Annotated in this window: 24 protein-coding genes; 16 read left to right on the forward strand and 8 right to left on the reverse strand. The window is 60.1% G+C overall.

What is annotated here, in order from left to right; all coding sequences use genetic code 11:
* Positions 1-390: 390 nt before the first annotated feature.
* Together BBI10_RS24205 and BBI10_RS24210 are read left to right on the forward strand one after the other, a co-directional pair.
* Positions 391-1,062, forward strand: coding sequence for a response regulator (locus tag BBI10_RS24205; protein WP_065992426.1), 672 nt, complete (start codon positions 391-393; stop codon positions 1,060-1,062).
* The gene (locus BBI10_RS24210; protein WP_065992428.1) at positions 1,055-2,479 is read left to right on the forward strand and encodes a sensor histidine kinase; all 1,425 of its coding nucleotides are present in this window, start codon (positions 1,055-1,057) and stop codon (positions 2,477-2,479) included. Before BBI10_RS24205 ends, BBI10_RS24210 begins: the two co-directional genes overlap by 8 nt.
* A gap of 18 nt (positions 2,480-2,497) precedes the next feature.
* On the opposite strand, the gene BBI10_RS24215 is transcribed toward BBI10_RS24210, so the two are convergent.
* Positions 2,498-3,319 carry an HDOD domain-containing protein gene (locus BBI10_RS24215; RefSeq protein ID WP_065992430.1) on the reverse strand — a complete coding sequence of 274 codons (822 nt, stop codon included), beginning with the start codon at positions 3,317-3,319 and terminating at the stop codon, positions 2,498-2,500.
* Between the two features lie 97 nt (positions 3,320-3,416).
* Positions 3,417-4,358 carry a YgfZ/GcvT domain-containing protein gene (locus BBI10_RS24220; RefSeq protein WP_065992432.1) on the reverse strand — a complete coding sequence of 314 codons (942 nt, stop codon included), beginning with the start codon at positions 4,356-4,358 and terminating at the stop codon, positions 3,417-3,419.
* A 142-nt stretch (positions 4,359-4,500) separates the two neighbouring features.
* Here BBI10_RS24220 and BBI10_RS24225 point away from each other — a divergent pair, with 142 nt between their 5' ends.
* Positions 4,501-4,755 (forward strand): succinate dehydrogenase assembly factor 2, encoded by a 255-nt coding sequence (locus tag BBI10_RS24225; RefSeq protein ID WP_065992433.1) that lies wholly within the window; start codon positions 4,501-4,503, stop codon positions 4,753-4,755.
* A complete protein-coding gene (locus BBI10_RS24230; protein ID WP_065992438.1) occupies positions 4,739-5,206 on the forward strand; it encodes a protein YgfX in 468 nt (155 codons plus the stop codon). Before BBI10_RS24225 ends, BBI10_RS24230 begins: the two co-directional genes overlap by 17 nt.
* Here the strand turns inward: BBI10_RS24230 and nadB are convergent.
* On the reverse strand, positions 5,175-6,791 hold the full coding sequence (gene nadB, locus BBI10_RS24235) for an L-aspartate oxidase (protein WP_065992440.1): 1,617 nt from the start codon (positions 6,789-6,791) through the stop codon (positions 5,175-5,177). The two genes, BBI10_RS24230 and nadB, sit on opposite strands and share 32 nt — an antisense overlap.
* 495 nt (positions 6,792-7,286) lie before the next feature.
* On the opposite strand from nadB, the gene rpoE reads away from it, so the two are divergent.
* From rpoE to pdxJ, 11 genes are all read left to right on the forward strand, one after another.
* Positions 7,287-7,868: an RNA polymerase sigma factor RpoE gene (gene rpoE, locus BBI10_RS24240; protein ID WP_037014368.1), complete on the forward strand. Its 582-nt coding sequence runs from the start codon at positions 7,287-7,289 to the stop codon at positions 7,866-7,868.
* Positions 7,869-7,901: 33 nt separating this feature from the next.
* Complete coding sequence (locus BBI10_RS24245) at positions 7,902-8,489, forward strand: sigma-E factor negative regulatory protein (protein WP_065992442.1); 588 nt, start codon at positions 7,902-7,904, stop codon at positions 8,487-8,489.
* Positions 8,490-8,497: 8 nt separating this feature from the next.
* The gene (locus tag BBI10_RS24250; RefSeq protein ID WP_065992444.1) at positions 8,498-9,460 is read left to right on the forward strand and encodes a MucB/RseB C-terminal domain-containing protein; all 963 of its coding nucleotides are present in this window, start codon (positions 8,498-8,500) and stop codon (positions 9,458-9,460) included.
* A gap of 292 nt (positions 9,461-9,752) precedes the next feature.
* Complete coding sequence (locus tag BBI10_RS24255; RefSeq protein ID WP_065992446.1) at positions 9,753-11,189, forward strand: DegQ family serine endoprotease; 1,437 nt, start codon at positions 9,753-9,755, stop codon at positions 11,187-11,189.
* Positions 11,190-11,360: 171 nt separating this feature from the next.
* Positions 11,361-13,157 carry a translation elongation factor 4 gene (gene lepA / locus BBI10_RS24260; protein ID WP_065992448.1) on the forward strand — a complete coding sequence of 599 codons (1,797 nt, stop codon included), beginning with the start codon at positions 11,361-11,363 and terminating at the stop codon, positions 13,155-13,157.
* Between the two features lie 9 nt (positions 13,158-13,166).
* Positions 13,167-14,021: a signal peptidase I gene (gene lepB / locus BBI10_RS24265; protein WP_065992450.1), complete on the forward strand. Its 855-nt coding sequence runs from the start codon at positions 13,167-13,169 to the stop codon at positions 14,019-14,021.
* A 100-nt stretch (positions 14,022-14,121) separates the two neighbouring features.
* A complete protein-coding gene (locus tag BBI10_RS24270; protein ID WP_065992452.1) occupies positions 14,122-14,499 on the forward strand; it encodes a DUF4845 domain-containing protein in 378 nt (125 codons plus the stop codon).
* Positions 14,496-15,185: a ribonuclease III gene (gene rnc / locus BBI10_RS24275; protein WP_065992454.1), complete on the forward strand. Its 690-nt coding sequence runs from the start codon at positions 14,496-14,498 to the stop codon at positions 15,183-15,185. The genes BBI10_RS24270 and rnc overlap by 4 nt, the downstream gene beginning before the upstream one ends.
* On the forward strand, positions 15,178-16,080 hold the full coding sequence (era, locus tag BBI10_RS24280; RefSeq protein WP_065992456.1) for a GTPase Era: 903 nt from the start codon (positions 15,178-15,180) through the stop codon (positions 16,078-16,080). The genes rnc and era overlap by 8 nt, the downstream gene beginning before the upstream one ends.
* A gap of 203 nt (positions 16,081-16,283) precedes the next feature.
* Positions 16,284-16,973: a DNA repair protein RecO gene (gene recO, locus BBI10_RS24285; RefSeq protein ID WP_065992457.1), complete on the forward strand. Its 690-nt coding sequence runs from the start codon at positions 16,284-16,286 to the stop codon at positions 16,971-16,973.
* An 89-nt stretch (positions 16,974-17,062) separates the two neighbouring features.
* The gene (gene pdxJ / locus BBI10_RS24290) at positions 17,063-17,818 is read left to right on the forward strand and encodes a pyridoxine 5'-phosphate synthase (RefSeq protein WP_065992458.1); all 756 of its coding nucleotides are present in this window, start codon (positions 17,063-17,065) and stop codon (positions 17,816-17,818) included.
* Positions 17,819-17,938: 120 nt separating this feature from the next.
* On the opposite strand, the gene cmoB is transcribed toward pdxJ, so the two are convergent.
* The 3 genes from cmoB to BBI10_RS24305 form a co-directional block, all read right to left on the reverse strand.
* Entirely contained in the window at positions 17,939-18,898 is a 960-nt protein-coding gene (gene cmoB / locus BBI10_RS24295; RefSeq protein ID WP_065992460.1) for a tRNA 5-methoxyuridine(34)/uridine 5-oxyacetic acid(34) synthase CmoB, read from the reverse strand.
* Positions 18,895-19,638 carry a carboxy-S-adenosyl-L-methionine synthase CmoA gene (gene cmoA, locus BBI10_RS24300; RefSeq protein WP_065992462.1) on the reverse strand — a complete coding sequence of 248 codons (744 nt, stop codon included), beginning with the start codon at positions 19,636-19,638 and terminating at the stop codon, positions 18,895-18,897. Before cmoA ends, cmoB begins: the two co-directional genes overlap by 4 nt.
* Positions 19,639-19,792: 154 nt before the next feature.
* Positions 19,793-21,913, reverse strand: coding sequence for a TonB-dependent siderophore receptor (locus BBI10_RS24305; RefSeq protein WP_065992464.1), 2,121 nt, complete (start codon positions 21,911-21,913; stop codon positions 19,793-19,795).
* A gap of 177 nt (positions 21,914-22,090) precedes the next feature.
* Here BBI10_RS24305 and BBI10_RS24310 point away from each other — a divergent pair, with 177 nt between their 5' ends.
* Positions 22,091-23,887 carry a methyl-accepting chemotaxis protein gene (locus BBI10_RS24310; RefSeq protein WP_065992472.1) on the forward strand — a complete coding sequence of 599 codons (1,797 nt, stop codon included), beginning with the start codon at positions 22,091-22,093 and terminating at the stop codon, positions 23,885-23,887.
* Positions 23,888-24,057: 170 nt separating this feature from the next.
* On the opposite strand, the gene BBI10_RS24315 is transcribed toward BBI10_RS24310, so the two are convergent.
* Both BBI10_RS24315 and BBI10_RS24320 read right to left on the reverse strand, forming a co-directional pair.
* A complete protein-coding gene (locus BBI10_RS24315) occupies positions 24,058-24,450 on the reverse strand; it encodes a protease inhibitor I42 family protein (RefSeq protein ID WP_065992474.1) in 393 nt (130 codons plus the stop codon).
* Between the two features lie 197 nt (positions 24,451-24,647).
* Positions 24,648-25,016 carry a PH domain-containing protein gene (locus BBI10_RS24320; protein ID WP_065992476.1) on the reverse strand — a complete coding sequence of 123 codons (369 nt, stop codon included), beginning with the start codon at positions 25,014-25,016 and terminating at the stop codon, positions 24,648-24,650.
* Between the last annotated feature and the right edge of the window lie 46 nt (positions 25,017-25,062).

The following is a 25,062-nucleotide window of genomic DNA, read 5'->3' on the forward strand; positions in this document are numbered from 1 at the left end:
AGTGGGCCGACGCAATGCGGACGTGACGAAACACCGCGCAACAGGGCTGCGAGGTGAACAGTAAACACAACGGGATTCTGACGGCACGAGGGCCGATGATGGCAGTGAGGGCATCACTGATGACTCCGATATTGTTTTTATTGTTGAAAACGCATCAAGGCGTTTTTCGTCACGGCCCTGGCATCAGCAGCGTCGCGCGGGACGCAATCGTGACAAGTCGTAACGGGATCCTAATCAGCGAAGCTTTCGTGAACCTTTCAACTACCTTTCAGGAAGCTTTCAACTGATCCGCCTCAAGCGCAGGAGGTGGCTGTTCCCGCGCGCCGGACCTTCACAGACGACGGCGCCCCTGTAAACTCGGCCCATAAAATGCCCACTCTGGAGAAGTCGATGCGTGTCCTGCTCGTCGAAGATCATCTGCAACTGGCTGAAAGTGTCGCGCTGGCCCTCAAGAGCAGCGGCATGACCGTTGACGTTCTGCACGACGGCGTCGCAGCTGATCTGGCCCTGAGTAGCGAAGAATATGCCGCGGTGGTGCTCGACGTCGGCCTGCCGCGCATGGACGGCTTCGAAGTGCTGGCGCGTCTGCGGGCGCGGGGCAAGAACACGCCCGTGCTGATGCTGACGGCCCGCAGCGACGTCAAGGACAGGGTCCACGGCCTCAACCTCGGCGCCGACGACTACCTGGCCAAACCCTTCGAGCTGTCCGAGCTGGAAGCGCGGGTCAAGGCGTTGTTGCGCCGTAGCGTACTGGGTGGCGAACGCCAGCAACGCTGCGGGGAGCTGGTCTACGACCTCGACACCCGCCGCTTCACCTTGGGCGAAGAACTCCTCACGCTGACCTCCCGCGAGCAATCGGTGCTTGAATCGCTCATCGCCCGGCCCGGTCGGGTGATGAGCAAGGAGCAACTGGCGGCCCAGGTATTCGGCCTGGACGAAGAGGCCAGCGCCGACGCCATCGAAATCTACGTGCACCGTCTGCGCAAGAAGCTCGACGGGCACCCGATTGCGATCGTCACGTTTCGGGGTCTGGGTTATCTGCTGGAAAGCCGGGATGCTTAATCCGTTCCCTTCAGCGGAAAACAGCCTGCGCTGGCGCTTGCTGTGGAACCTCGGTCTGCTGCTGGTGGTGCTGATGATCGCCAGCGGCATGAGCGCCTACTGGAACGGACGCGAAGCGGCAGACACTGCTTACGATCGCACCTTGCTGGCTTCGGCGCGGACCATCGCTGCCGGGTTGTCGGAACGCGACGGCACCCTCAGCGCCGACGTACCGTATGTGGCCCTGGACACCTTCGCCTACGACAGCGCGGGGCGCATCTACTACCAGGTCAACGACATCAATCAGAAGCTCATTTCGGGCTACGAAAACATTCCCGCGCCGCCCCAAGGCACGCCGCGCACCGACGCCTATCCGGCGCTCGCCAAGTTCTACAGCGCGCGTTATCAGGGGCAGGATGTGCGAGTGGTGAGCCTGCTCAAGGCCGTGAGCGAGCCGAACATGAACGGCATGGCCGAGATTCGCGTGGCGGAAACCGAAGAGGCGCGGGTCGACATGGCCCAGGCCCTGATGGCCGATACCCTGCTGCGTCTGGGCATGCTCGGCAGCGGCGCTCTGCTGCTGGTCTGGTTCACGGTCAGCGCCGCGTTGCGACCCCTGGACCGCTTGCGCACGGCGGTGGAAGAACGCCAGCCTGACGATTTGCGCTCGTTGCCGCTGGTCGAAGTGCAGCACGAGCTGCGTCCGCTGGTCAGCTCGCTCAATCATTTCACCGAACGGCTGCGCATGCAGTTCGAGCGTCAGGCGCAATTCATCGCCGACGCCGCCCATGAATTACGCACGCCGCTGGCTGCATTAAAGGCGCGGCTGGAGCTGGGGCTGCGTGATCAGGAGCCTGCGGCGTGGCGTAACACGCTGGAGAGCGCCGCCTCCGGCACCGACAAACTGACCCACCTGGCCAACCAGTTGCTGTCGCTGGCACGCATCGAAAATGGCGCGCGGGCCATTGCGGAGGGCGGCGCACAATTGCTCGACCTCAGTCAACTGGCCCGGGAGCTGGGCATGGCGATGGCGCCGCTGGCCCATGCCCGGGGTGTGGCATTGGCGCTGGAAGCCGACGAGCCGGTGTGGATGCGCGGCGAACCCACGTTGCTCAACGAACTGCTGAGCAACCTGGTGGATAACGCCCTGGCTCATACCCCGGCGGGCGGCAACGTGATTTTGCGTGTTCATGCGCCGTGTGTGCTTGAAGTCGAGGACGACGGCCCCGGCATCCCCGCCCACGAGCGCGAGCGAGTGTTCGAGCGCTTCTACCGGCGTAATCAGCAGAGCAAGGGTTCCGGTCTGGGGTTGGCGATCGTGGGGGAGATCTGCAGGGCACACCTGGCGCGTATCACCTTGCATGACGGCGCACAGCGGGGCTTGAAAGTGAGGGTGAGCTTTATGGTGCCGGAGTCGGGGCTGGTGGGACTGGTTTGACCGGTTAGGTCAACAGGATCAGTACAACAGCGTCATTGCCTGGTTCATCTCATTGATCAGCCCGCCATCGGCCATGTTCAGGCCCAACCGCGCCACGGCCGGCACGGCCTGAAACTGCAGATTCGAGTACGGCGTGCCGTTCATTTCGTGAATGTGAATCGTCGCGACCTGGACCAGATCCACGTAGTCAGCCTGACCCGAGACACGGCTGAAATTCTGGAATTCCCGGGGCACGATCGCCAGGCCGTCCGGGAAATCCCATGAGCGCAGCAGCCGCTCGCCGATGATTGGATGGATGCGTTCGATAACATGATTGAGGCTGATCGGGTCGGCGAGCAACTCGTAGTTGTCCTCGGCGTACGTCAGGATCGGCAACACACCAATCAGGTGGATGAGCCCGGCCAGCGTGGCCTTGTCAGCCTTGAGGCGCGCACTGCGGTAACTGAGGACATTACACACCCCGGCCACCTGCATGCTGAGTTTCCAGATGTCGCGCATCTTGGTTTCGATGACGTCGGATTTTGCGTGAAACATCTGCTCCACCACCAGCCCGATGGCCAGGTTACAGCTGTAGTTAACGCCCAGCCGTCGGACCGCCGTCAGCACGTCGCTGACTTCGAAATTGGGCCGCAGCAGGGGGCTGTTGACGACTTTGATCAGCCGTGCGGAAAGCGCGGTGTCGCTGCCGATGACCTTGCTCAGTGCAGCAATGGAGATTTCCGAGTCTTCCGCCGCGAGGCGGATTTTCAGTGCAACTTCGGGGAGAGTTGGCAGAAACAGAGCATCCTTGTCGATCGCCTTGATCAGATCCCTCTGCACTTCGTCAGCCATGCTACTCATATTGGATCTCTGGACATTGCATTCCGGCCAACGGCCGTCCACACGAGGGGACGGCGCTGGCAACTACACCGACGTCTTGCACATGCCTCAACCGGGTTCAACGCTGTGTTTCGAGCTTCGCGTCGAGGGTGTATGGCAATTCGCTCATTTGCAGGGCCTCGCCATCTGCCGCACCCAGATGGATCCGGCCATCTTCCGCCGCATCCGCCTGCAAGACCGCCAGCACCTCGATCCCGACATCAGACCGGGCCGCGATCACAACGTTGCCTACTGCGCTTGAATGAACCGGCGAAAACAGTGCAGCGCCCGGTTCAGGCAGTTCTGTGCTGCCCATGGTCAGGCGGTACAGCCGGCGTTTCAGCTTGCCGAGGTACTGCATGCGCGCCACGATTTCCTGGCCGGTGTAGCAACCTTTCTTGAAACTCACACCGCCCACGGCTTGCAGGTTGATCATCTGCGGAATGAATTCTTCGCGAGTCTGCCCGACCACCTGGCCGATGCCGGCGCGAATCTGCCCCAGCAACCAGTCGTTGAGCGGCGCTTGCGGCACGTGGGAGATCAGCCGGCTGCGCACGTCCTCGGCCTGCTCGGCACGTACCCACAATTCGGCGCGGGCAGGGGAGACGCGAATGGCGATGAGGTCATTGGCGCGGACCACCGAGTCGGTCTCCTGCGCAAGGTCGAGGCCAAGGCTGACCAGTGCCCCGTCGCCATCCTGCAAGCCGAATCGCACCCAGGACACGCTTTCGTCGGTCAGTTTGGATTTGGAGAAAACCGCGTATTTCTTCAGGTCCAGCAATTGCGCTTCGATCAGCTCGCTGGACATCGCCAGCAGCACGCCATCACCTTCGAGCAGGATGCGGAAGCTCGACTGCATGCGGCCTTTTTGCGTGCAGCGCGCACCGAGGGTGGCTTTGCCTTCGCTCAGGTAGTCGATGTTGCAAGTCAGTTGGCCTTGCAGGAATTTGCCGGCATCCACGCCGCGAACGGCGAGCACACCTTCATGGGACAGGGGGCAGAAAAATGCTGGAACGGCCATGAGTCATCGCAGGGTAGAAGTCTGGGGCACCATCATAGTGCCGCGTGTCGTTAATGGGTATACGCAAAAAGCTGCGACTAACTGCAAGTACGCCCCGGGACGATGCGCCTGTATACTCGCCGGCAAATTCGAGGAGCCCTCCATGGTCGAAGATGTTGAACTCAATCGCCTCTTTTGGCACAGCCGTCGCGGCATGCTCGAGCTGGACGTATTGCTGGTGCCGTTCGTCAAAGAAGTTTACCCGACGCTCAACCAGGTCGATCGCGACCTCTACGTGCGCCTGCTGACCTGTGAAGATCAGGACATGTTCGGCTGGTTCATGCAGCGCGCGGAATCCGAAGATCCGGAGCTGCAACGCATGGTTCGGATGATCCTGGACCGTGTCCAGCCGAAGTGATCGCTTCGAGTGCCGTTGGCAGCCTTCCCGGGCGCTGCTGACGGCGTACCTCGTCACGCAAATCCTTGCGCTGGCGTCGACCGTTTTCCTTTCAATTCCCTTGTGGGCAAAAGCCATCGGCGTCTTGCTGTGCGCTTTGCACGCAGCACGCAGTCTCCGGACGTTCATTCTGCTGGACCGGCCTCAGTCATCTACGGGGCTGCGCCGAGACGGCAGCGGCTGGGCGTTGTGGAGCGAGGAGGGCGGCTGGCAACCGGTGCAGCTGCGCCCCGACAGCCTGGCGCTGCCGCACCTGGTTGTGCTGCGTTTCAGGCGGATGACGGGCCATTGGCTGAGCCGCATGTGGGTGCGAAGCCTGTGCATCCCGGCAGACGCCATGGCCCCGGACAGTCACCGACGCCTGCGTTTGCGCCTGAAGTTCAGCCGGCGAAGGTGGGCGGCACCAGAATAGTGTCCAGCGCTTCGGGCAGCATGTCGGGGTAATCCAGCGTGTAGTGCAGACCGCGGCTTTCTTTGCGCGCCATCGCTGAAGCAATCATCAGCTCTGCCACTTGGGCCAGGTTGCGCAGCTCGATCAGATCGCGACTGACCTTGTAGTTGCTGTAGAACTCGGCGATTTCGTCCAGCAACAGCCGCACCCGATGCTGGGCGCGCTGCAGACGCTTGTTGGTGCGCACGATGCCCACGTAGTCCCACATGAACCGACGCAGCTCATCCCAGTTGTGGGCGATGATCACGTCTTCGTCGGAATCGGTCACCTGGCTCGAATCCCATGCCGGCAGGTTTTGCGGCTGGGGGACGTGCTCAAGCTGAGTCACGATGTCTGCCGCAGCCGAGCGGGCGTACACGAAGCACTCCAGCAGCGAGTTGCTGGCCATGCGGTTGGCGCCGTGCAGGCCGGTGAAGCTGGTCTCGCCGATCGCATACAGTCCAGGCACATCGGTGCGGCCCTGTTGGTCAACCATAACGCCGCCACAGGTGTAGTGCGCCGCCGGCACCACCGGAATCGGTTGACGGGTGATGTCGATACCGAACGTGAGGCAACGCTCGTACACGGTCGGGAAGTGGCTCTTGATGAAGTCTTCGGACTGGTGACTGATGTCCAGAAACACGCAGTCGGCGCCCAGGCGTTTCATCTCGTGGTCAATCGCCCGGGCAACGATGTCGCGGGGAGCCAATTCGGCCCTTGGGTCAAAACGCTGCATGAAGCGTTCGCCATCGGGCAGCTTCAGGTAAGCGCCTTCGCCGCGCAGGGCTTCGGTAATCAGAAAGCTCTTGGCCTGGGGGTGGTACAGGCAGGTGGGGTGGAACTGGTTGAACTCCAGATTGCCCACGCGGCAGCCTGCGCGCCAGGCCATCGCGATGCCGTCGCCGCAAGCGCCGTCTGGGTTGCTGGTGTAGAGGTAGACTTTCGCCGCGCCGCCGGACGCCAGAATGGTGAAACGCGCGCTGTGGGTGTCGACCTCTCCCGTCAAACGATCCAGCACATAGGCGCCCAGGCAACGCTGCCCTTGCAGGCCCAGCCGGGACTCGGTGATGAGATCGACTGCCACGCGCTGTTCCAGCAATTCGATATTGGGGCGTGCGCTGGCCTGCGCCAGCAATGTGCGGAAGATCGCCGCGCCAGTAGCGTCGGCGGCATGAATAATCCGGCGATGGCTGTGACCCCCTTCGCGGGTGAGGTGAAACTCGAAGCCGCCGTCCACGACGGTCGAGGGGTCATCGCGGGTAAAGGGCACGCCAAGGTCGATCAGCCATTGAATGGCCTCGCGGCTGTGCTCGACGGTAAACCGGACTGCGTCCTCATGGCACAGGCCGCCGCCGGCGTTGAGGGTGTCTTCCACGTGTGACTGTATGGTGTCGGCGTCATCCAGCACTGCCGCAACGCCGCCCTGAGCCCAGAACGTCGAGCCGTTCGCCAGATCGCCTTTGCTGAGGACCGCCACGCGCAAATGCCCGGGCAGTGTCAGTGCAAGACTCAAACCGGCTGCGCCGGAGCCTATTACCAATACGTCGTGCTGGAAATGCTGACTCATCTCAGGTACCGGCGTCTAAATGGCCACTAGTATAAGCAAGTGTGGAACGGCACAATGTCCGCGCTTTATGGCAACGGTGAATCACGGTGGGAGCGGAGTGTGCGCCACCTCGCAATCTCCCGCACCCCGTTTGATGGATGCGATCTTTCCCACAGCTTCATATGGATTGAGTCCTACAACTGACGGGGCATGTGTCTTACGGCCAATAATGAACGATGGGAACTTTTCACGAACCCGCACGTTCAATAGTGGGTTGCCCATAAAGGAACAGCGTCGACGTTGCGCAGTGGCAGTTTCCAGCCAGTACGAACGTTTTTGACGACAAGATTATTTACGCAGCCGACCTGGTTCGAGCGGCGTTTTCTGTGCGGGCAGCAGACGCCCGCCGGAAACTTGCTTGAAGGGGGGAGAACTTTTGCTTAAAGCCCGAGTCTATGTTTGCAAGCCTGCGAAAGAGCCGATGCGATGCTCCTTTAAGCTTTATGAGGAGTGTTCATGCTAACCCAGGAAGAAGATCAGCAGCTGGTTGAACGCGTACAGCGCGGCGACAAGCGAGCGTTTGATCTGCTAGTGGTGAAATATCAGCACAAGATTCTTGGGTTGATCGTGAGATTTGTTCACGACACCCACGAAGCCCAGGATGTTGCGCAAGAGGCATTTATCAAGGCCTATCGCGCACTTGGTAACTTCCGCGGTGACAGTGCGTTTTATACGTGGCTGTACCGTATCGCCATTAACACGGCGAAGAACTATCTGGTGTCGCGAGGTCGGCGTCCGCCGGATAGCGATGTCAGATCGGAAGACGCGGAGTTCTACGATGGCGATCACGGCCTCAAGGACATCGAGTCGCCAGAACGGGCATTGCTGCGGGATGAGATCGAAGGCACCGTCCATCGAACCATCCAGCTACTGCCAGAAGATTTGCGTACAGCTTTAACGTTGCGTGAGTTCGACGGTCTGAGTTACGAAGACATTGCCAGTGTCATGCAATGTCCGGTTGGTACCGTGCGCTCTCGCATTTTTCGCGCTCGGGAAGCCATCGACAAAGCCTTGCAACCTCTGTTGCAGGAAACCTGAGACAGCGGCGATAGCCACAAGAGAGGAACCGCCATGAGTCGTGAAGCCCTGCAGGAATCGCTGTCCGCGGTGATGGATAACGAAGCGGACGAATTGGAACTGCGTCGGGTGCTTAGCGCCATTGAAGATGCAGACACACGAGCCACCTGGTCCCGTTATCAGATTGCCCGTGCAGCAATGCATAAAGAACTGTTGCTGCCTCATCTGGATATTTCGGCTGCCGTTGCTGCCGGAATCGCTGATGAAGTCAGCCCGTTGAAGGCCGGTCGCGGCCCTTGGCGTACGCTGGGTCGCCTGGCGGTAGCCGCCTCGGTGACTGTTGCCGTTCTGGCTGGTGTCCGCTTGTACAACCAGGACGAAATTGCCGGGGCGCAACTGGCTCAGCAATCTCAGCCGGCCAACGTCGCAATGCCGCAGGCCAAAGGCCCGGCGGTGCTCGCAGGCTACACCGAGGGCGAGCAGTCCCCGGGTCCGATGGCCAGCGGTGTGCTGCAGAACCAGGCCGGTTGGCATGACCAACGTCTGCCAGGTTACCTGCGTCAGCATGCTCAGCAAGCTGCCATGAAAGGCGCTGAAGGCGCTCTGCCATACGCTCGTGCTGCAAGCCTGGAAAACCGCTAAGGAGGATCATGCGCGCCATCCCTCTACTGCCGCTTCTGCTGGGTGGATGGCTGGTCCTTCCAGCTCATGCCGATGACGCGCAAGACCAGCTGAAACGTCTTGCGCAGGCCGAGCAACGGCAAAGCTACACCGGCACATTCGTTTACGAGCGTAACGGAAGCTTCTCTACTCACCGAATCTGGCAGCGCGTCGCCGACGGCAAGGTTCGGGAGCATCTTCTTCAACTGGATGGCTCTCCTCAGGAAGTACTGCGCGTCGACGGGGTCACCCAGTGCGTGAGCGGTACCCTCGAAGAGGGTGTGTCCAGCGTTCCCGATTCTCCGGCCCGAGCTTTTGATGCTGCCAGGTTGTCATCCTGGTATGACATCAAGTCAGCAGGCACCTCGCGTGTTGCCGGACGTGTGGCCAATGTGGTGACGCTTACCCCCCGTGATCAGCACCGCTACGGCATCGAACTGCACCTCGACAGTGAAACCGGTCTGCCATTGAAGTCGTTGTTGCTCAGTGACAAGGGCCAATTGCTCGAGCGCTTCCAGTTCACCGACCTCAACACCTCGCAGTCGCTGACTGATCAGATGCTGTCGCCAAGTGCTGACTGCAAGCCGGTTGAAGTGGCCAGGTCCAAAGCAGATGCGCCAAAGCAGAATGTTGCATGGCGCTCGGACTGGTTGCCTCCCGGTTTTGACCTGAGCAGCGCTGCCGCACGCAAGGATCCGGACTCGAAAAGTCTGGTGACGAGCCTGATGTATGACGATGGCCTCGCCCGTTTTTCGGTGTTCGTCGAGCCCGTCACTGGCGCCGCGGTCACGGACATCCGAACTCAGTTAGGGCCAACCGTTGCCGTCTCCCGTCGCGTAACCACACCCAAGGGTGATGCGATGGTGACCGTGGTGGGCGAGATCCCCATCGGGACCGCCGAGCGCATTGCGTTGTCGATGCGCGACGATGCTGCGACCACGAGTAAGAACTGATTCTGCACGCCGGTGATGGCCACTATGAAAAAGGTTTCATTCGGTCGTTTCACGCTCACAAGCCTTTAAATATGGGCTTCACTGGTACTGCTGAAATGTTTAGTGCGCTTTGTCGGTTGCAATCGGGTGTATTTTTTTCTATAGGTCACAGCTTCGCAGCTGTGGCCTTTGTTGTTTCAGGGTCCAGGAAACTGGAGCAGACACAGGTGTCACGGGAAGCCGCGACACACAGATGCTTCGCGAGCCTGCGGGCTCGTACCGCTTAACCATGCTCGTTGTAAACGGGAGCCATATGTCGATACCACGCTTGAAACCTTACCTGGCCTGGATGGCCGCTGTGCTGATGCTTGGACAGGTCTTCACCGCTCAGGCCGAAGCCCTGCCGGACTTCACCTCTCTGGTGGAGCAGGCTTCCCCTGCAGTCGTCAACATCAGTACGCGTCAAAAACTGCCGGACCGCGCGGTTGCCCAGGGTCAGATGCCTGATCTGGAAGGCCTGCCACCGATGCTTCGTGAATTCCTTGAGCGCAGCACGCCGCCAGGCTCCCGTGCGCCAGGGGGCGGCAAGGGGGATCGTCAGCGTGAGGCGCAGTCACTCGGCTCGGGCTTCATCATCTCCGCCGACGGGTTCATCCTGACCAACAATCACGTGATCGATGGTGCCGATGAGATTCTCGTGCGTCTTTCAGATCGCAGCGAAATGAAGGCCAAGCTGATCGGCACCGATCCTCGTACCGACGTCGCGGTGCTGAAGATCGACGGCAAGGACCTTCCCACCGTCAAGCTGGGTAATTCCGACAAGCTGAAAGTCGGGGAATGGGTGCTGGCGATCGGCTCGCCGTTCGGCTTCGATCACTCGGTGACCAAAGGCATCGTCAGCGCCAAGGGCCGCAGTCTGCCGAATGATACCTACGTGCCGTTCATCCAGACCGACGTGGCGATCAACCCGGGTAACTCGGGCGGTCCGCTGTTCAACATGGCGGGCGAAGTGGTGGGTATCAACTCGCAGATCTTCACCCGCTCCGGTGGCTTCATGGGACTGTCGTTCGCCATCCCGATCGACGTGGCGATGGACGTTGCCAACCAGCTCAAGGCCAGCGGCAAGGTCAATCGTGGTTGGCTGGGTGTCGTGATTCAGGAAGTGAACAAAGACCTGGCCGAGTCCTTCGGTCTGGACAAGCCGGCCGGTGCGCTGGTGGCTCAAGTGCTTGAAGACGGACCGGCCGCCAAAGGTGGTTTGCAGGTCGGCGACGTGATCCTGAGCGCCAATGGCACGCCTATCGTCATGTCCGCAGACTTGCCGCACCTGATTGGCAACCTGAAAGACGGCAGCAAGGCCGAGCTGGAAGTGATTCGCGACGGCAAGCGTCAGAAGCTCACGGTGACTGTGGGTGCACTGCCGGCCGAAGGCGAAGAGATGGGCGCGGCTGACACCGGTGTTGAGCGCAGCAGCAACCGCCTGGGCGTTTCCGTGGTCGATCTGACCGCTGAACAGATGAAGTCGCTGGACCTGAAGGGCGGCGTCGTCATCAAGGAAGTCCAGGACGGTCCTGCGTCGCTGATCGGTCTGCAGTCGGGTGATGTCATCACTCACCTGAACAACCAGGCGATCACTTCGTCCAAGCAGTTCACTGAAGTGGCCAAGGGCTTGCCGAAGAATCGCTCTGTCTCCATGCGCGTGCTGCGTCAGGGTCGTGCGACATTCATCACGTTCAAACTGGCGGAATAGCCCGTCGGGAACAGCAAAAAGGAGCGGTCAGACCGCTCCTTTTTTTGTGCCCCCAGGGTGCATGGCGAGCAGGCGCTGCGCGTGAACGTGACGCCTGATCGTTCCTTCAGGTACAATTCCCGGCTATTTTAGGCGGGCAGTCTGCCTGCGACCTTTTTCGAGTGTTGATCCGTGAGTGATTTGAGTCATATCCGCAATTTCTCCATCATCGCCCACATTGACCATGGCAAGTCGACGCTGGCTGACCGTTTTATCCAGATGTGCGGCGGCCTGACCGAGCGCGAGATGGAAGCTCAGGTCCTCGATTCCATGGACCTGGAGCGTGAGCGCGGGATTACGATCAAAGCCCACAGCGTCACGCTTTATTACAAAGCGAAGGACGGGATCACCTACCAGCTCAACTTCATTGATACCCCAGGGCACGTTGACTTCACCTACGAAGTCAGCCGCTCGCTGGCGGCATGTGAGGGCGCGTTGCTGGTGGTCGATGCCGGTCAGGGCGTAGAAGCCCAATCCGTCGCCAACTGCTACACCGCTATCGAACAGGGCCTGGAAGTCATGCCGGTCCTGAACAAGATTGACCTGCCTCAGGCCGATCCGGACCGGGTCAAGGAAGAAATCGAAAAGATCATCGGCATTGATGCCACCGACGCCGTGGTCTGTAGCGCCAAGACCGGCCTGGGCGTCGACGAAGTGCTGGAGCGTCTGGTTCACACCATCCCGGCACCAACCGGCAACATCGAAGATCCGCTGCAAGCGCTGATCATCGATTCGTGGTTCGACAACTACCTGGGCGTTGTTTCCCTGGTGCGTGTGCGTCACGGCCGCGTCAAGAAGGGCGACAAGATTCTGGTCAAGTCGACCGGCAAGATGCACCTCGTCGATAGCGTGGGCGTGTTCAACCCCAAGCACAGCGCCACCGCTGATCTGAAAGCGGGCGAAGTGGGCTTCATTATCGCCGGCATCAAGGACATTCATGGCGCGCCAGTGGGCGACACCCTGACCCTGAGCACTACGCCGGACGTTCCGGTGCTGCCCGGTTTCAAGCGCATCCAGCCGCAGGTCTACGCCGGTCTGTTCCCGGTCAGCTCCGATGACTTCGAAGACTTCCGCGACGCGCTGCAAAAGCTGACGCTGAATGACTCTTCCCTGCAGTATCTGCCGGAAAGCTCGGACGCGCTGGGCTTCGGCTTCCGCTGCGGCTTCCTCGGCATGCTGCACATGGAGATCATCCAGGAGCGCCTTGAGCGCGAGTACGACCTGGACCTGATCACCACCGCACCGACGGTCATCTTCGAGCTTCTGCTGAAGACCGGTGAAACCATTTACGTCGACAACCCGTCGAAATTGCCAGACCTGTCCACCATCGAGGACATGCGTGAGCCGATCGTGCGGGCGAACATTCTTGTGCCTCAAGAGCACCTGGGCAACGTCATTACGCTGTGTATCGAGAAGCGTGGCATTCAGCACGACATGCTGTTCCTCGGCACGCAGGTCCAAGTGACCTACGATTTGCCGATGAACGAAGTGGTGCTGGATTTCTTCGACCGACTGAAGTCGACCAGCCGCGGTTATGCGTCGCTGGACTACCATTTCGATCGTTATCAGTCGGCCAATCTGGTTCGCCTGGACGTGATGATCAACGGCGACAAGGTCGACGCTCTGGCGCTGATCGTGCACCGTGACAACGCCGCCTACAAAGGCCGCGCGTTGACTGAAAAGATGAAAGAACTGATTCCTCGTCAGATGTTCGACGTGGCAATCCAGGCCGCCATTGGCGGTCAGATTATCGCGCGTACAACCGTCAAGGCGCTCAGAAAGAACGTACTGGCCAAATGTTACGGTGGTGACGTCAGCCGTAAGCGCAAGCTGCTCGAGAAGCAGAAGGCCGGTAAAAAACGCATGAAGCAGGTCGGCAACGTGGAAATTCCACAAGAAGCCTTCCTTGCAGTGCTCAGGTTGGAATAGTCAGGCCCTATGTCACTAAATTTCCCGCTGTTGCTGGTCGTCGCCGTGTTTGTCTGCGGTTTGCTGGCCCTGTTCGATCTGGTCATATTGGCGCCGCGTCGCCGTAACGCGATAGCGAACTATCAGGGCAGCGTGAGCCAGCCTGATGTCGCGGTCGTGGAGCGGTTGAACAAGGAGCCGTTTCTGGTCGAATACGGCAAATCGTTCTTTCCGGTGTTGTTCATCGTTCTGGTCCTGCGCTCGTTTCTGGTTGAGCCGTTCCAGATCCCGTCGGGCTCGATGAAGCCGACGCTGGACGTGGGCGATTTCATCCTGGTCAACAAGTTCTCGTACGGCATTCGCCTGCCGGTGATCGACCTCAAGGTCATCCCGGTCGGAGACCCGCAGCGTGGCGACGTGATGGTGTTCCGCTACCCAAGCGACCCCAACGTCAATTACATCAAGCGGGTGATCGGCTTGCCAGGTGATGTGATTCGCTACACCAACGACAAGCAGTTGTTCATCAACGGCCAGTTGGTGGCCAAGCAGTTGATCGGTTCGGAGCCGGGCACGCTGGGCAGCGCAGAGCTTTACAACGAGAAGCTGGGCGAAGTGGAACACCAGATCCGTCAGGAAATGAGCCGCTACCGCGCGCCGCCTGATCATGAATGGACCGTTCCGGCCGCGCACTACTTCATGATGGGCGACAACCGCGACAATTCGAATGACAGCCGTTACTGGGATGATCCCAACATTCCCAAGGACGAGCTGGGCATGGTCCCCGACAAGAACATCGTCGGCAAGGCCTTCGCGGTCTGGATGAGCTGGCCTGAACCCAAGCTCAGCCACTTTCCGAACTTCTCGCGAGTCGGTCTGATCAAGTAACCGATGCGGCGCTGCCATTGGCAGCGCCGTATGTCATTCAGGGCCATGTTGCGTGGCCGATCTCGCAGGTGACAGGGAAGGGCTACTCTTGAAAACAATCATGACGTCTGCCGGTCCGCAAAAAGGCCTCTCGTTCATCGGCTGGCTGGTGTTGCTGGCGATTCTGGCGTTCCTTGGAAGCGCTGCCGCCAAGATCGTGCCGCATTACATGGACTACCTGTCTATGAAGAAAATCATCGAAAGTGCCGGCACTGACCGCACGGCAGACATCACCAACGCCGGTGACCTTTACGCCTATGTGGCCAAAGGTATGCAGGTTAATAACATTCGGGATTTGGATTTGAACAAGGCGTTAACTGTGACGACGGAGAACAACAGGTTCCTCGCTCATTTGAACTACGAAAAACGTGAGTCACTGATCCAGAACATCGATCTGGTGGTCAAGTTCGACCACGAATTCAGCGTGGGTAAACCGTGAGCGTTTCATTGAGTCGCCTGGAGCGTCAGCTCGGCTATACCTTCAAGGATCAGGAGCTGATGATCCTGGCGCTGACCCACCGCAGCTTTGCCGGACGCAACAACGAGCGTCTGGAATTCCTCGGTGATGCCATTCTCAACTTCGTCGCCGGCGAAGCGCTGTTCGAGCGTTTCCCCCAGGCGCGTGAAGGTCAGTTGTCCCGTCTGCGCGCCCGTCTGGTGAAAGGCGAGACCCTTGCGCTTCTGGCCCGCGGTTTCGATCTGGGCGAATACCTGCGCCTGGGCTCGGGTGAGTTGAAGAGCGGCGGCTTTCGCCGTGAGTCGATTCTGGCTGACGCACTGGAAGCCCTGATCGGTGCGATCTACCTCGACGCCGGGATGGACATGGCAAGGGAGCGCGTGCTCGCCTGGCTGGCCAGCGAGTTCGAAACCCTGACCCTGGTCGACACCAACAAAGACCCGAAAACACGACTGCAGGAATTCCTTCAGTCACGCGCCTGCGATCTGCCACGCTATGAAGTGGTGGATATCCAGGGCGAGCCGCATTGCCGAATCTTCTTCGTCGAATGCGAGATCTCTTTATTGAATGAAAAAAGCCGGGGACAAGGCGTAAGCCGTCGCATTGCCGAACAGGTAGCAGCGGCCGCAGCCCTTATCGCCCTGGGTGTGGAGAATGGCAATGACTGATTCACCTGCAACACGCTGTGGCTATGTTGCCATTGTTGGCCGGCCAAACGTGGGCAAGTCGACGCTGCTGAACCACATCCTCGGCCAGAAACTGGCAATCACGTCGCGCAAGCCGCAGACGACCCGGCACAACATGCTTGGCATCAAGACTGAAGGCGCCGTGCAGGCGGTCTATGTCGATACCCCCGGCATGCACAAAAACAGCGACAAAGCGCTTAACCGCTACATGAACAAGACTGCCTCGGCAGCGTTGAAAGACGTCGACGTGGTGATTTTCGTGGTCGACCGCACCAAGTGGACCGAAGAGGACCAGATGGTTCTCGAGCGCGTGCAGTACGTGACCGGCCCGTTGATCGTGGCGCTGAACAAGACCGATCGCATCGAAGACAAGAGCGCGCTGATGCCGCATTTGTCCTGGCTGCAGGAGCAACTGCCGAACGCCCAGATCATCCCGATCTCGGCGCAGCAGGGGCATAACCTGGAAGCGCTGGAGAAGGTCATTGCCGATCAGTTGCCGGAGAATGAGCACTTCTTCCCGGAAGATCAGATCACCGACCGCAGCAGCCGTTTTCTCGCAGCGGAACTGGTGCGCGAGAAGATCATGCGTCAGCTTGGCGCCGAGCTGCCGTACCAGATCACCGTCGAGATCGAGCAATTCAAGCAGCAGGGCAAGACGCTGCATATTCACGCGCTCATTCTGGTCGAGCGCGACGGGCAGAAGAAAATCATCATTGGCGACAAGGGCGAGCGCATCAAGCGTATTGGCTCGGATGCGCGCCGCGACATGGAAGTGCTGTTCGACTCCAAGGTCATGCTCAATCTGTGGGTCAAGGTCAAAGGCGGCTGGTCCGATGACGAGCGCGCGTTGCGTTCGCTGGGTTACGGCGACTTGTAAGACGGCGGCATCGCTGGTCTGTAGGGACTGCCCTGTCGGCAGATCCATGCTGCACATGCAATCCTGTGGGAGTGAGCTTGCTCACGAAGACGGCATTTCAGTCGCTGAAGATTTAGCGCATGAACCTGGGTCTTCGCGAGCAACCTCACTCCCACAGTCGTTTCAGATTGCCCGTTCTGCCGTGTTCTTTCATCGAGATAGCCATGTCACAGACCCCTCCCGTCGGTCAGCTCGCTTATGTGTTGCACAGCCGTGCGTACCGCGAAAACAGCGCACTGGTGGATTTCATCACCCCGCAGGGTCGGTTGCGTGCGGTGTTGCGCAGCGCTCGGGGAAAGGCGGGGACGATGGCGCGGCCCTTCGTGCCGCTGGAAGTCGAATTTCGCGGGCGGGGCGAGCTGAAGAACGTGGGGCGCATGGAAGGCGTCGGCGTCGCTACGTGGCTGGAAGGCGAGGCGCTGTTCAGCGGTCTCTATCTCAATGAATTGCTGATTCGTCTGTTGCCCGCCGAAGACCCGCACCCGGGCGTGTTCGAGCATTACGCCGCGACCCTTGTGGCCCTGGCCGAAGGGCGCGCGCTGGAACCGTTGCTGCGCTCGTTCGAATGGCGACTGCTGGACGATCTCGGTTACGGCTTTGCGCTGGATGCAGACGTCAACGGTGATCCCCTGGCCAGCGACGGCCTGTACCGGCTTCAGGTGGACGCAGGCCTTGAGCGGGTGTATCTGTTTCAGCCGGGATTGTTTCAGGGCGCCGAATTGCAGGCGATGTCTGAAGCGGACTGGACTTCGCCGGGCGCGCTGTCGGCGGCCAAGCGTCTGATGCGCCAGGCCCTGGCCGTGCATCTGGGTGGGCGGCCGCTGGTCAGCCGTGAATTGTTTCGCAAACTCTAGCGTCCAGCGGCGCAAACCTAGAAAATCCTTCCTCCCTTGCGCAATCAGCCACTACTGGCTGGCACCGCCACAGTAATCAGGAGAACCCCGTGACCCACAGCACTCGCATTCTGCTCGGCGTGAACATCGACCACGTTGCTACCCTGCGCCAGGCCCGCGGGACACGCTATCCCGATCCGGTCAAGGCCGCGCTGGATGCCGAGGAAGCGGGTGCCGACGGCATCACCGTGCATTTGCGTGAGGACCGTCGGCACATTCAGGAACGCGATGTATTGCTGCTGAAAGACGTGCTGCAAACGCGCATGAATTTCGAGATGGGCGTCACCGAAGCGATGATGGCGTTCGCCGAGCGCATTCGGCCGGCGCACATCTGTCTGGTGCCGGAAACCCGTCAGGAACTGACCACGGAGGGCGGGCTGGATGTCGCCGGTCAGGAAGCGCGCATCAAGGCGGCGGTGGAGCGGTTGTCTGCCATCGGCAGCGAAGTGTCGCTGTTCATCGACGCCGATGAGCGCCAGATTGCCGCGTCGGCCCGGGTTGGCGCGCCGGCCATCGAGCTGCACACGGGCCGTTATGCCGATGCCGAAACCCCGGCGGCCGTCGCCGAAGAGCTCAAGCGGGTTGCCGATGGCGTTGCTTTTGGTCTGGCCCAGGGCCTGATCGTCAATGCCGGTCATGGTTTGCACTATCACAACGTTGAAGCGGTCGCGGCGATCAAGGGCATCAACGAACTGAACATCGGCCATGCGCTGGTGGCCCATGCCCTGTTTGTCGGCTTCAAGTCCGCGGTATCGGAGATGAAGGCGTTGATTCTGACAGCGGCGAGTTCTTCTCACCGCCAGTGATATGAGGGAGCGACCACCATCGCCTTCGCGAGCAAGCTCGCTCCCACGGGTGATTTGTCCGCACTGACAGCTGCGGTGTTGTCATGCTCCATGAGCGCGCGCGATGGCGCCGTTGTGGGTTTACGGCTTGCGCCCAACGATCACCGCACGCCGCGGTGCAGGCAGTCCTTCCACGGTCTTGCTGTGATCAGCGGGATCGAGAAAGTCGCTCAACGATTGAAAGCGCATCCAGTCGGTGCCGCGCTGTTCCTCTACCGTGGTGGTGCTGACGTCGACGCAGCGCACATCCACAAAACCCGCGCGGCGCAGCCACAGTTCCAGCGCCGGGACTGAGGGCAGGAACCAGACGTTGCGCATCTGCGAGTAGCGGTCTTCCGGCACCAGCACCTGATTCGCGTCGCCTTCGACCACCATGGTTTCCAGCACCAGCTCGCCGCCTTTGACCAGGCAATCCTTGAGTGCCAGCAGGTGATCGATGGGGGATTTGCGGTGATAGAGCACGCCCATGGAGAACACCGTGTCGAAGCCTTCCAGCCGCGCGGGTAGATCTTCCAGGGTGAACGGCAGGTGCCATGCCGGCAGGTTCGGCAGGTAGCGCTGCATGGCCTGGAACTGGCAGAAGAACAGCCAGTTCGGGTCAACGCCGATCACGCTGTCGGCCCCGGCCCCCAGCATGCGCCACTGGTAATAGCCGTTGCCGCAGCCCACATCCAGAACGCGCTTGCCTCTCAGATCAAGGTGCGGCGACACCCGCGACCATTTCCAGTCCGAGCGCCATTCGGTGTCGACGTGCACGCCGAACACCTCAAAAGGGCCTTTGCGCCACGGCGACAGGCCCATCAGCGCAGCACGGGTCTGCTCGCGGGTGGCATCGTCGCAGTCGGCGTCGAGGATGAAATCGTCCTTGAGCTCGATGCGGCTTGGCGTCAGATCAGGCAAGGCATTCAGGGCGCCTTGCCAGCGTTCGAGGTCGCCGTGACCCTTTTCCATCTTCGCGTCGAGTTGCGCCTGCAGGCCTTGGGCCCAGGCATACAGTGGCGTGCCCGCCAGACGGCGGACCAGGGGAGCGAGATCAATCATGGCAGGGCAATCAACGAGGCGAAATTAAGGCACTGGAACCAGGGCACGACTTTACTGAAACCGGCGGCCAGCAAGCGTTCGCGGTGCTGCTCAAGGCTGTCGGGCTTCATCACGTTTTCGATCGCGCTGCGTTTCTGCGCGATCTCCAGCTCGCTGTAACCGTTGGCGCGCTTGAAGGCGACGTGCAGATCGCTGAGCAGCGCGTGCTCTTCGGTGTCATCAAAGCGCAGCTTCTCCGACAGGATCAGCGCGCCGCCGGGCAGCAGCGACTGGCGAATGCGAGTCAACAGGGCGAGGCGTTGCTCGGGGGCGATGAACTGCAGGGTGAAGTTCAGGGCAACGACAGAGGCCGGCTGAAACTCCAGACCCAGGATATCGCCGTCGATGACCTCCACCGGCAGCAACTCCTGGTACATCGAGTCCTGGGCGTTGAGGTATTCGCGGCAGCGCTCGACCATGGCCGACGAGTTGTCGATGGCGATCACCCGACAATCTTCAGTGCGCACATGCCGGCGCAACGCCTGAGTGACGGCGCCCAGCGAACTGCCCAGGTCGTAGAGCACGCTGTGGGGCTGGGCGAACTGCGCCGCGAGCACGCCGAGGTTTTCGACGATGGTCGGGTAGCCCGGTACCGAGCGCTTGATCATGTCCGGAAACACCCGCACGACGTCTTCGTTGAAAGCGAAGTCGGGCACCTGGGGCAGCGGCTGGGCGAATAGGCGGTCGGGTTCTGGGCTCACGGCGATTCCGGGGGACAAGGCGAAAAGTGCGGCATTTTAGCCAATTCCGTCCCTCGGCTGGAACCTCATCTCATCGTTCGTGTGCAGACGTTTTCCCCTCAACGGCAAAAGCCGCCCCGGTTGCACTTGGGCGGCTGAGACGCAACCCGTGTTATCAGTATGTCCAGCTTACCGATGCGGTGAAGTTGCGTGGATCACCGAAGTTGCTTTGGTTGTAGCGCAGGCTCTGTTGGTATTTCTCGTTGGTGAGGTTGTTGAGGTTGAACTGGGTGCTCCAGTGCTGATCGATGTCATAGCGGGTCATCAGGCCGATGAGCGCGTAGGCCTCCTGCCGGGCGGCCGGTGCGTCGTCGTTCTGGGTCTTGCTCTGCCAGCTCAGGCTGCCGCCGACCTTGACCTTCGGTGCCATTGGCAACTGGTAGGTCATGGACGACGTCAGGGCGTGGCGCGGGATGAATTTGCGCGCACGGCTGTCGTCGTCGTCGGTGATATAGACGTAGGTGTACCCGCCGTTGATTTGCAGGCCGGGTGCCACTTCGCCGGACGCTTCCAGCTCCAGGCCGCTGCTGTCGTAGGACATCGCCTCGTACACGTAGCCGCCGAGGCTGGCGTCATACACCGAACTGCCCGGCACGTTGTCCTGCTTGGCATGGAACACCGCTGCGCTGACGTTGAGCTTCTTGTCCAGCAACTGGCCCTTGATGCCCGCTTCATAGCTTTTGCCTTCAAGCGGATCGAGCACCCGGCCTTGGCCGTCGAGGTAATACTGCGGATTGAAGACTTCGGTGTAACTGGCGTACAGCGCGTATTCGGAGGTCAGGTCGTAGACGATGCCGGCGTACGGCGTGACTTTGCCGTGAATGCGCACCTTGCGCGCGGAGCCGTAGTTGTCGCCATTGCTGTCCGCGCTGAGCATGCGGGCACCGGTGATCACATGCAGGTCGTCGGTCAGGCTGAAACGCGCGCCGGCGTAAACGCTCTTCTGGCGATCGGTGTAGTTCGAGGTCGCAGCGGGTAACGCAGCGACGTAATTCGGCCGCGGCAGGTAGCCATGCAGCGCATCTTCAAGGGTGACAGGCGAGTAGTTGAGTATGTCGCCATACTGCGACGATTCGCGGTTGCGCTGGCGTGCAGCGTTCGCCCCTAGCGTGAGTTGATGTTCGCGACCGCCCAGCATGAAGGGCCCGCTCAGCGAGTAATCGCCACTGAGTTCGAGGTTTCTGTCTTTGTACTTGGAGCCCAGACCACTGTAGCCGGTCGGTGAGTCGGTGGAGCTCAACATGTATAACATCTCGGTGTCTTCGCGGTGCTCTGCACCGGCGACGGTCAGCTTCGACTTCCAGTCGTTGGCGAAGGTGTGCTCCCACTCGGCAAACGCACGTTGCGTGTGAACGTCCCAATGCACCCACGGCTGGGAAATATTGGAATGGGTGCTGCTGTAATGGATGGCGTTGCCATTGCCATCGACCAACGGCAGTGCGCCCCAGCTTGAGCCATTGGCGTTGGTTTTCTGGTCCTCGTAACCAAGGGTCAGCGTGTCGCTGTCGCTCAGGTCGAATGCCAGCAGACCGCTGAAGATGTTCTTCTCGCGGGAGTAACGATCAAGGTATGAGTTGCCGTTTTCGTTGGCGTAGATGACGCGTCCGCGCACGTTGCCTGAGTCGGTCAGTGGCCCGGAAACGTCGATGTCCACCCGGCGTTTGTCCCAGGAACCGGCAGTCACGTCGATCTTCGCCTGGGGATCGTAGGTCGGGCGTTTGCGGATGAAGTTGACCGTGGCCGAAGGGTTGCCGGATCCGGACATCAAACCGTTGGCGCCGTGAACGATATCGACCTGTTCATAGGGCGCCAGGTCAATGTCGCCCACCAGCAACCCATTGGTCATCGGCATGGCCGTGCCGTCGTACTGGAAGTTGTTGATGTCGAAACCGCGCGCGGTGAAGTAGGTGCGGTCAGTTTCGACTTTCTGCACGTTGACGCCGGGGGTACTGGTTAATACGTCGCGAATGCTGTTGAGCTTGAAGTCATCCATTTGCTCGCGCTTGATGTTGGTAATACCTTGAGGCGTTTGCTGTTTGGTCAGGTCCAGCCGGGTAGTGGTACTGCCGGGTTTGCCTTGATAACCGAGCGGGTCGCCGGTGTCACCGTAGGTGGCCGTTGACGTCACGTCGGTGGCGGGCAGGCTGAGCGCTGTGTCTTCGGCATTCGCTGTGTTGAGCACGCTCAGTGCGATTAACGAAAGGGCCTTTGGGCAAAAGGGGATCGAGTGGCGCATGGCGGGCGAAGCTCCGGCGAATGTAACAAATGATGATGGTTCTCAATTATCGGCAAGTTATAATTGAGAATCAATGTCATCTATCGATGTTCACCCCACATCATTAAAGCTTTCCCATCCTCAGTCGAAGAACCTTAGTTGCAACCCATTTCATTACCAGACACAGGGAACCGTGGCATGCATGCGTTCAAGGCGTTGTACGAGTCCGTCGAGCGGCAGTTTTTCGATTCTTTGACCAAGAAGCTGTCGAGCCTTTTCCTGATGGTGGTGGTGAGCGCCGTGGTGTACTGGGTGGCCGTAAGCATCCGCGCGGACATTCTGCTTCAGTTGCGCAGCGCGCAGTTGCCGGCGGGGACGCTAGGCATGATCGAAGGCAAACTCGATGTGCTGAGCAACGCCATTCTGGGCAGTACGCTGTTCACCCTGTGTCTGGTCAGTTTCATGGTCTGGTATTTCCGCCACCTGATCGTGCGGCCGGTGACCCAGATGACGCTGGCGCTGGAAGGCATTGCCAATGGCGAGGGCGACCTGTCCAAGGACTTGCCGCTGTTGACCCATGATGAAATTCGCGTGCTGGCGAGCACCTGCAACCGGTTTCTCGCCAAGCAGCGGGAGATCATCAGCAGCGTTCAGGCGCTGACCGTGCACATTGCCGTGGAGTCCGCGCGCTCGCTGAAAAACATCAGCGATTCCAGCGACAGCGCGACCCATCAGGCGCGCTTCGCCAGGGAAGTCATGGAGCAGAGCAACGACGCAGTCGGGCGGATTGCCGAGGTGTCCCGGCAGACCCAGGGCATTTCCGGGACCACCGCGCAGAACCTCAGCATGGCCCGCGACTCCTACACCGAGCTGCTGGAAGTGACCGGCAACATCAGTGAGATTTCCACCAGCCTGAATGAATTCGGTACGCTGGTGTCGGCGTTGAACCAACGCTCGTCGAGCATCAAATCCATCGTCGGATTGATTCAACAGATTTCCTCCCAGACCAACCTTCTGGCGCTCAACGCGGCGATCGAGGCGGCGCGTGCGGGGGAGAGCGGCCGTGGTTTCGCGGTGGTTGCCGACGAAGTCCGGACCCTGGCCCAGAACGTCAGTCGTGCCACCGAAGACATTTCCCAGAACATCGACGCCATGCTGCTGGAAGTGAGCTCGACCCACGAGCAGACCACCCAGATCAGCCACAGCGCCCGGGAGACCCAGAAAGTGGTCGAGCGCGCGTCAGGGCATTTCGAGAGCATGATCGGCGATTTCGAATCCACTCACATCAAGTTGGAAGACATCGCCTCGCACATCTTGCAGTTCGCCGACAGCAACACCGGCATCAATAACCGCGTCACCCAGATTCATGCGGACAGCCAGTCCATCGACCAGCGCATGCAGCATTCCGCTACCGCCACCCGCGATCTGTCGGGCGTGGCGGAAAAGGTCCAGGCGCTGCTGGGCCGGTTCGTCCTCGGGCATGGTGCGCTGGACGCCGGCATTACCCGCGCCAGTCATTGCCGCGACCGACTCCAGGTGCGTCTGGCCGCGCTGCAACGTGAGGGCGTCAACCTGTTCGATCAGAACTACAAACTGATTCCCGGGACTGACCCCAAGCAATACACGACCAGCTACAGCGAGCGCTTCGCCCAGATCTGTCAGGAGGAGTGCGACGCGCTGACCAAAGGCACGCTGGGGGGCAAGGTCACCTTCATCGTCGACGCCAAGGGCTACTGCCCGGTGAATAACAGCTGGGTGTCGAAAAAACCTACGGGTGACCGGGCTGTCGACCTGCCGGTCTGCCGGAACAAGCGCATGTTCGCTGACCCCATCGGCCTGCGTGCAGCGGGTAACCAACAGCGCTTCCTGTTGCAAACCTACCTGCGCGACACGGGGGAAATCATGACCGAGATCGACGTGCCGTTTTTCTTCGACGGCCGTCATTGGGGCAACTTGCGCATGGGCTTCGATGCGGCGCAGTTACTGACCGAATGACGGGGCTTACGCCAGTGCTTGGCGACTTGCATGGACGGGGATAGATTGATTTACGGAGACGCGTGTAAATACATGGACGGGGACAGATTTATTTACCATGGACGGGGACAGATTTATTTACGGAGAAGCGTGTAAATAAATCAGTCCCCTTTCGATCACGATCCTTTCGATCAGTTCACGGTGATCACGCAATCGAAGGTGCGTTCTGGCGCCACTTCCGGCGCCCACGGCTGCTGGTAGACCATCATCAGATGGCCCGTGCCTGCATTGGCGGCTCGGTAGCGCCAGACCGACTGACCGCCTTCACCCACCAGGCCTACATCTTTAGAGGCATTGAACACCTCCGGCCCGAGGCTGGCGAGTATCGACGGCGCGGGGTTTTGCATCAGCCAGCGGTACCCGGTGGTGGGGTTGCTGGGCAGCATCAGCATGAGGGTCTGGCCGGTTTTGAGGGTGAGCGGGCAGTCTTGCTGATCGTCCAGGGAAACGATCTGCTTCGGTGTCGCCGCGCAAGCGGCAAGGAGGGAGAGGCTGAGCGGGACGAGCAGGCGGGCAGGGGTCATGAAGGCTCCGGTCGTGGGCAACGTTTGGGGTGAGGATAACCGAAGATCGGGTAGTTTTAAGCGTGCCTGGACGGGGACAGATTAATTTACGGAGAAGCGTGTAAATAAATCAGTCCCCTTTGATGCGCTGCCCCGTGATGCTTGGTTAAGCCTGCACCTCAACCACGTTCGCAGGTGACTGGGCCAAATGCGTTGGTTCAGAGAACGAATTGGGAAATGTACCTGGAAATTTCGACGATCGAGGTCTTCCCGGTGAATTCGAACTTCACTTTGCCCAGGGCGGAGAAGTAGATCTCGAGTTCCGAGTCGAGGTCGAAGGTACCGGACGTTTCCACCGAGTAGGCCACGATGTTTTTATACGGCAATGAAGTGAAGTCCTTCTTGCTGCCGGTAATGCCTTGCACGTTGACGGAAATGATCCGCTTGGTAGTGAAGACAACGCCGTCGCGCATCGACTTGTAGGCGTCGATGACGGTTTCATCCTCAAGCAGCAGCGCGGCCACACGCTCAGCGTATTCGTTGTTCTGCTTGAGTTTGAAAAAGCCTTTGTTGTTGAAGTCGAGCATGTTGAACTCCTTGTCTGTGAGGCCGACTTCCACAGGTCACGATTCG

The organism is Pseudomonas graminis, from assembly GCF_001705435.1.
GTDB lineage: Bacteria > Pseudomonadota > Gammaproteobacteria > Pseudomonadales > Pseudomonadaceae > Aquipseudomonas > Aquipseudomonas graminis_B.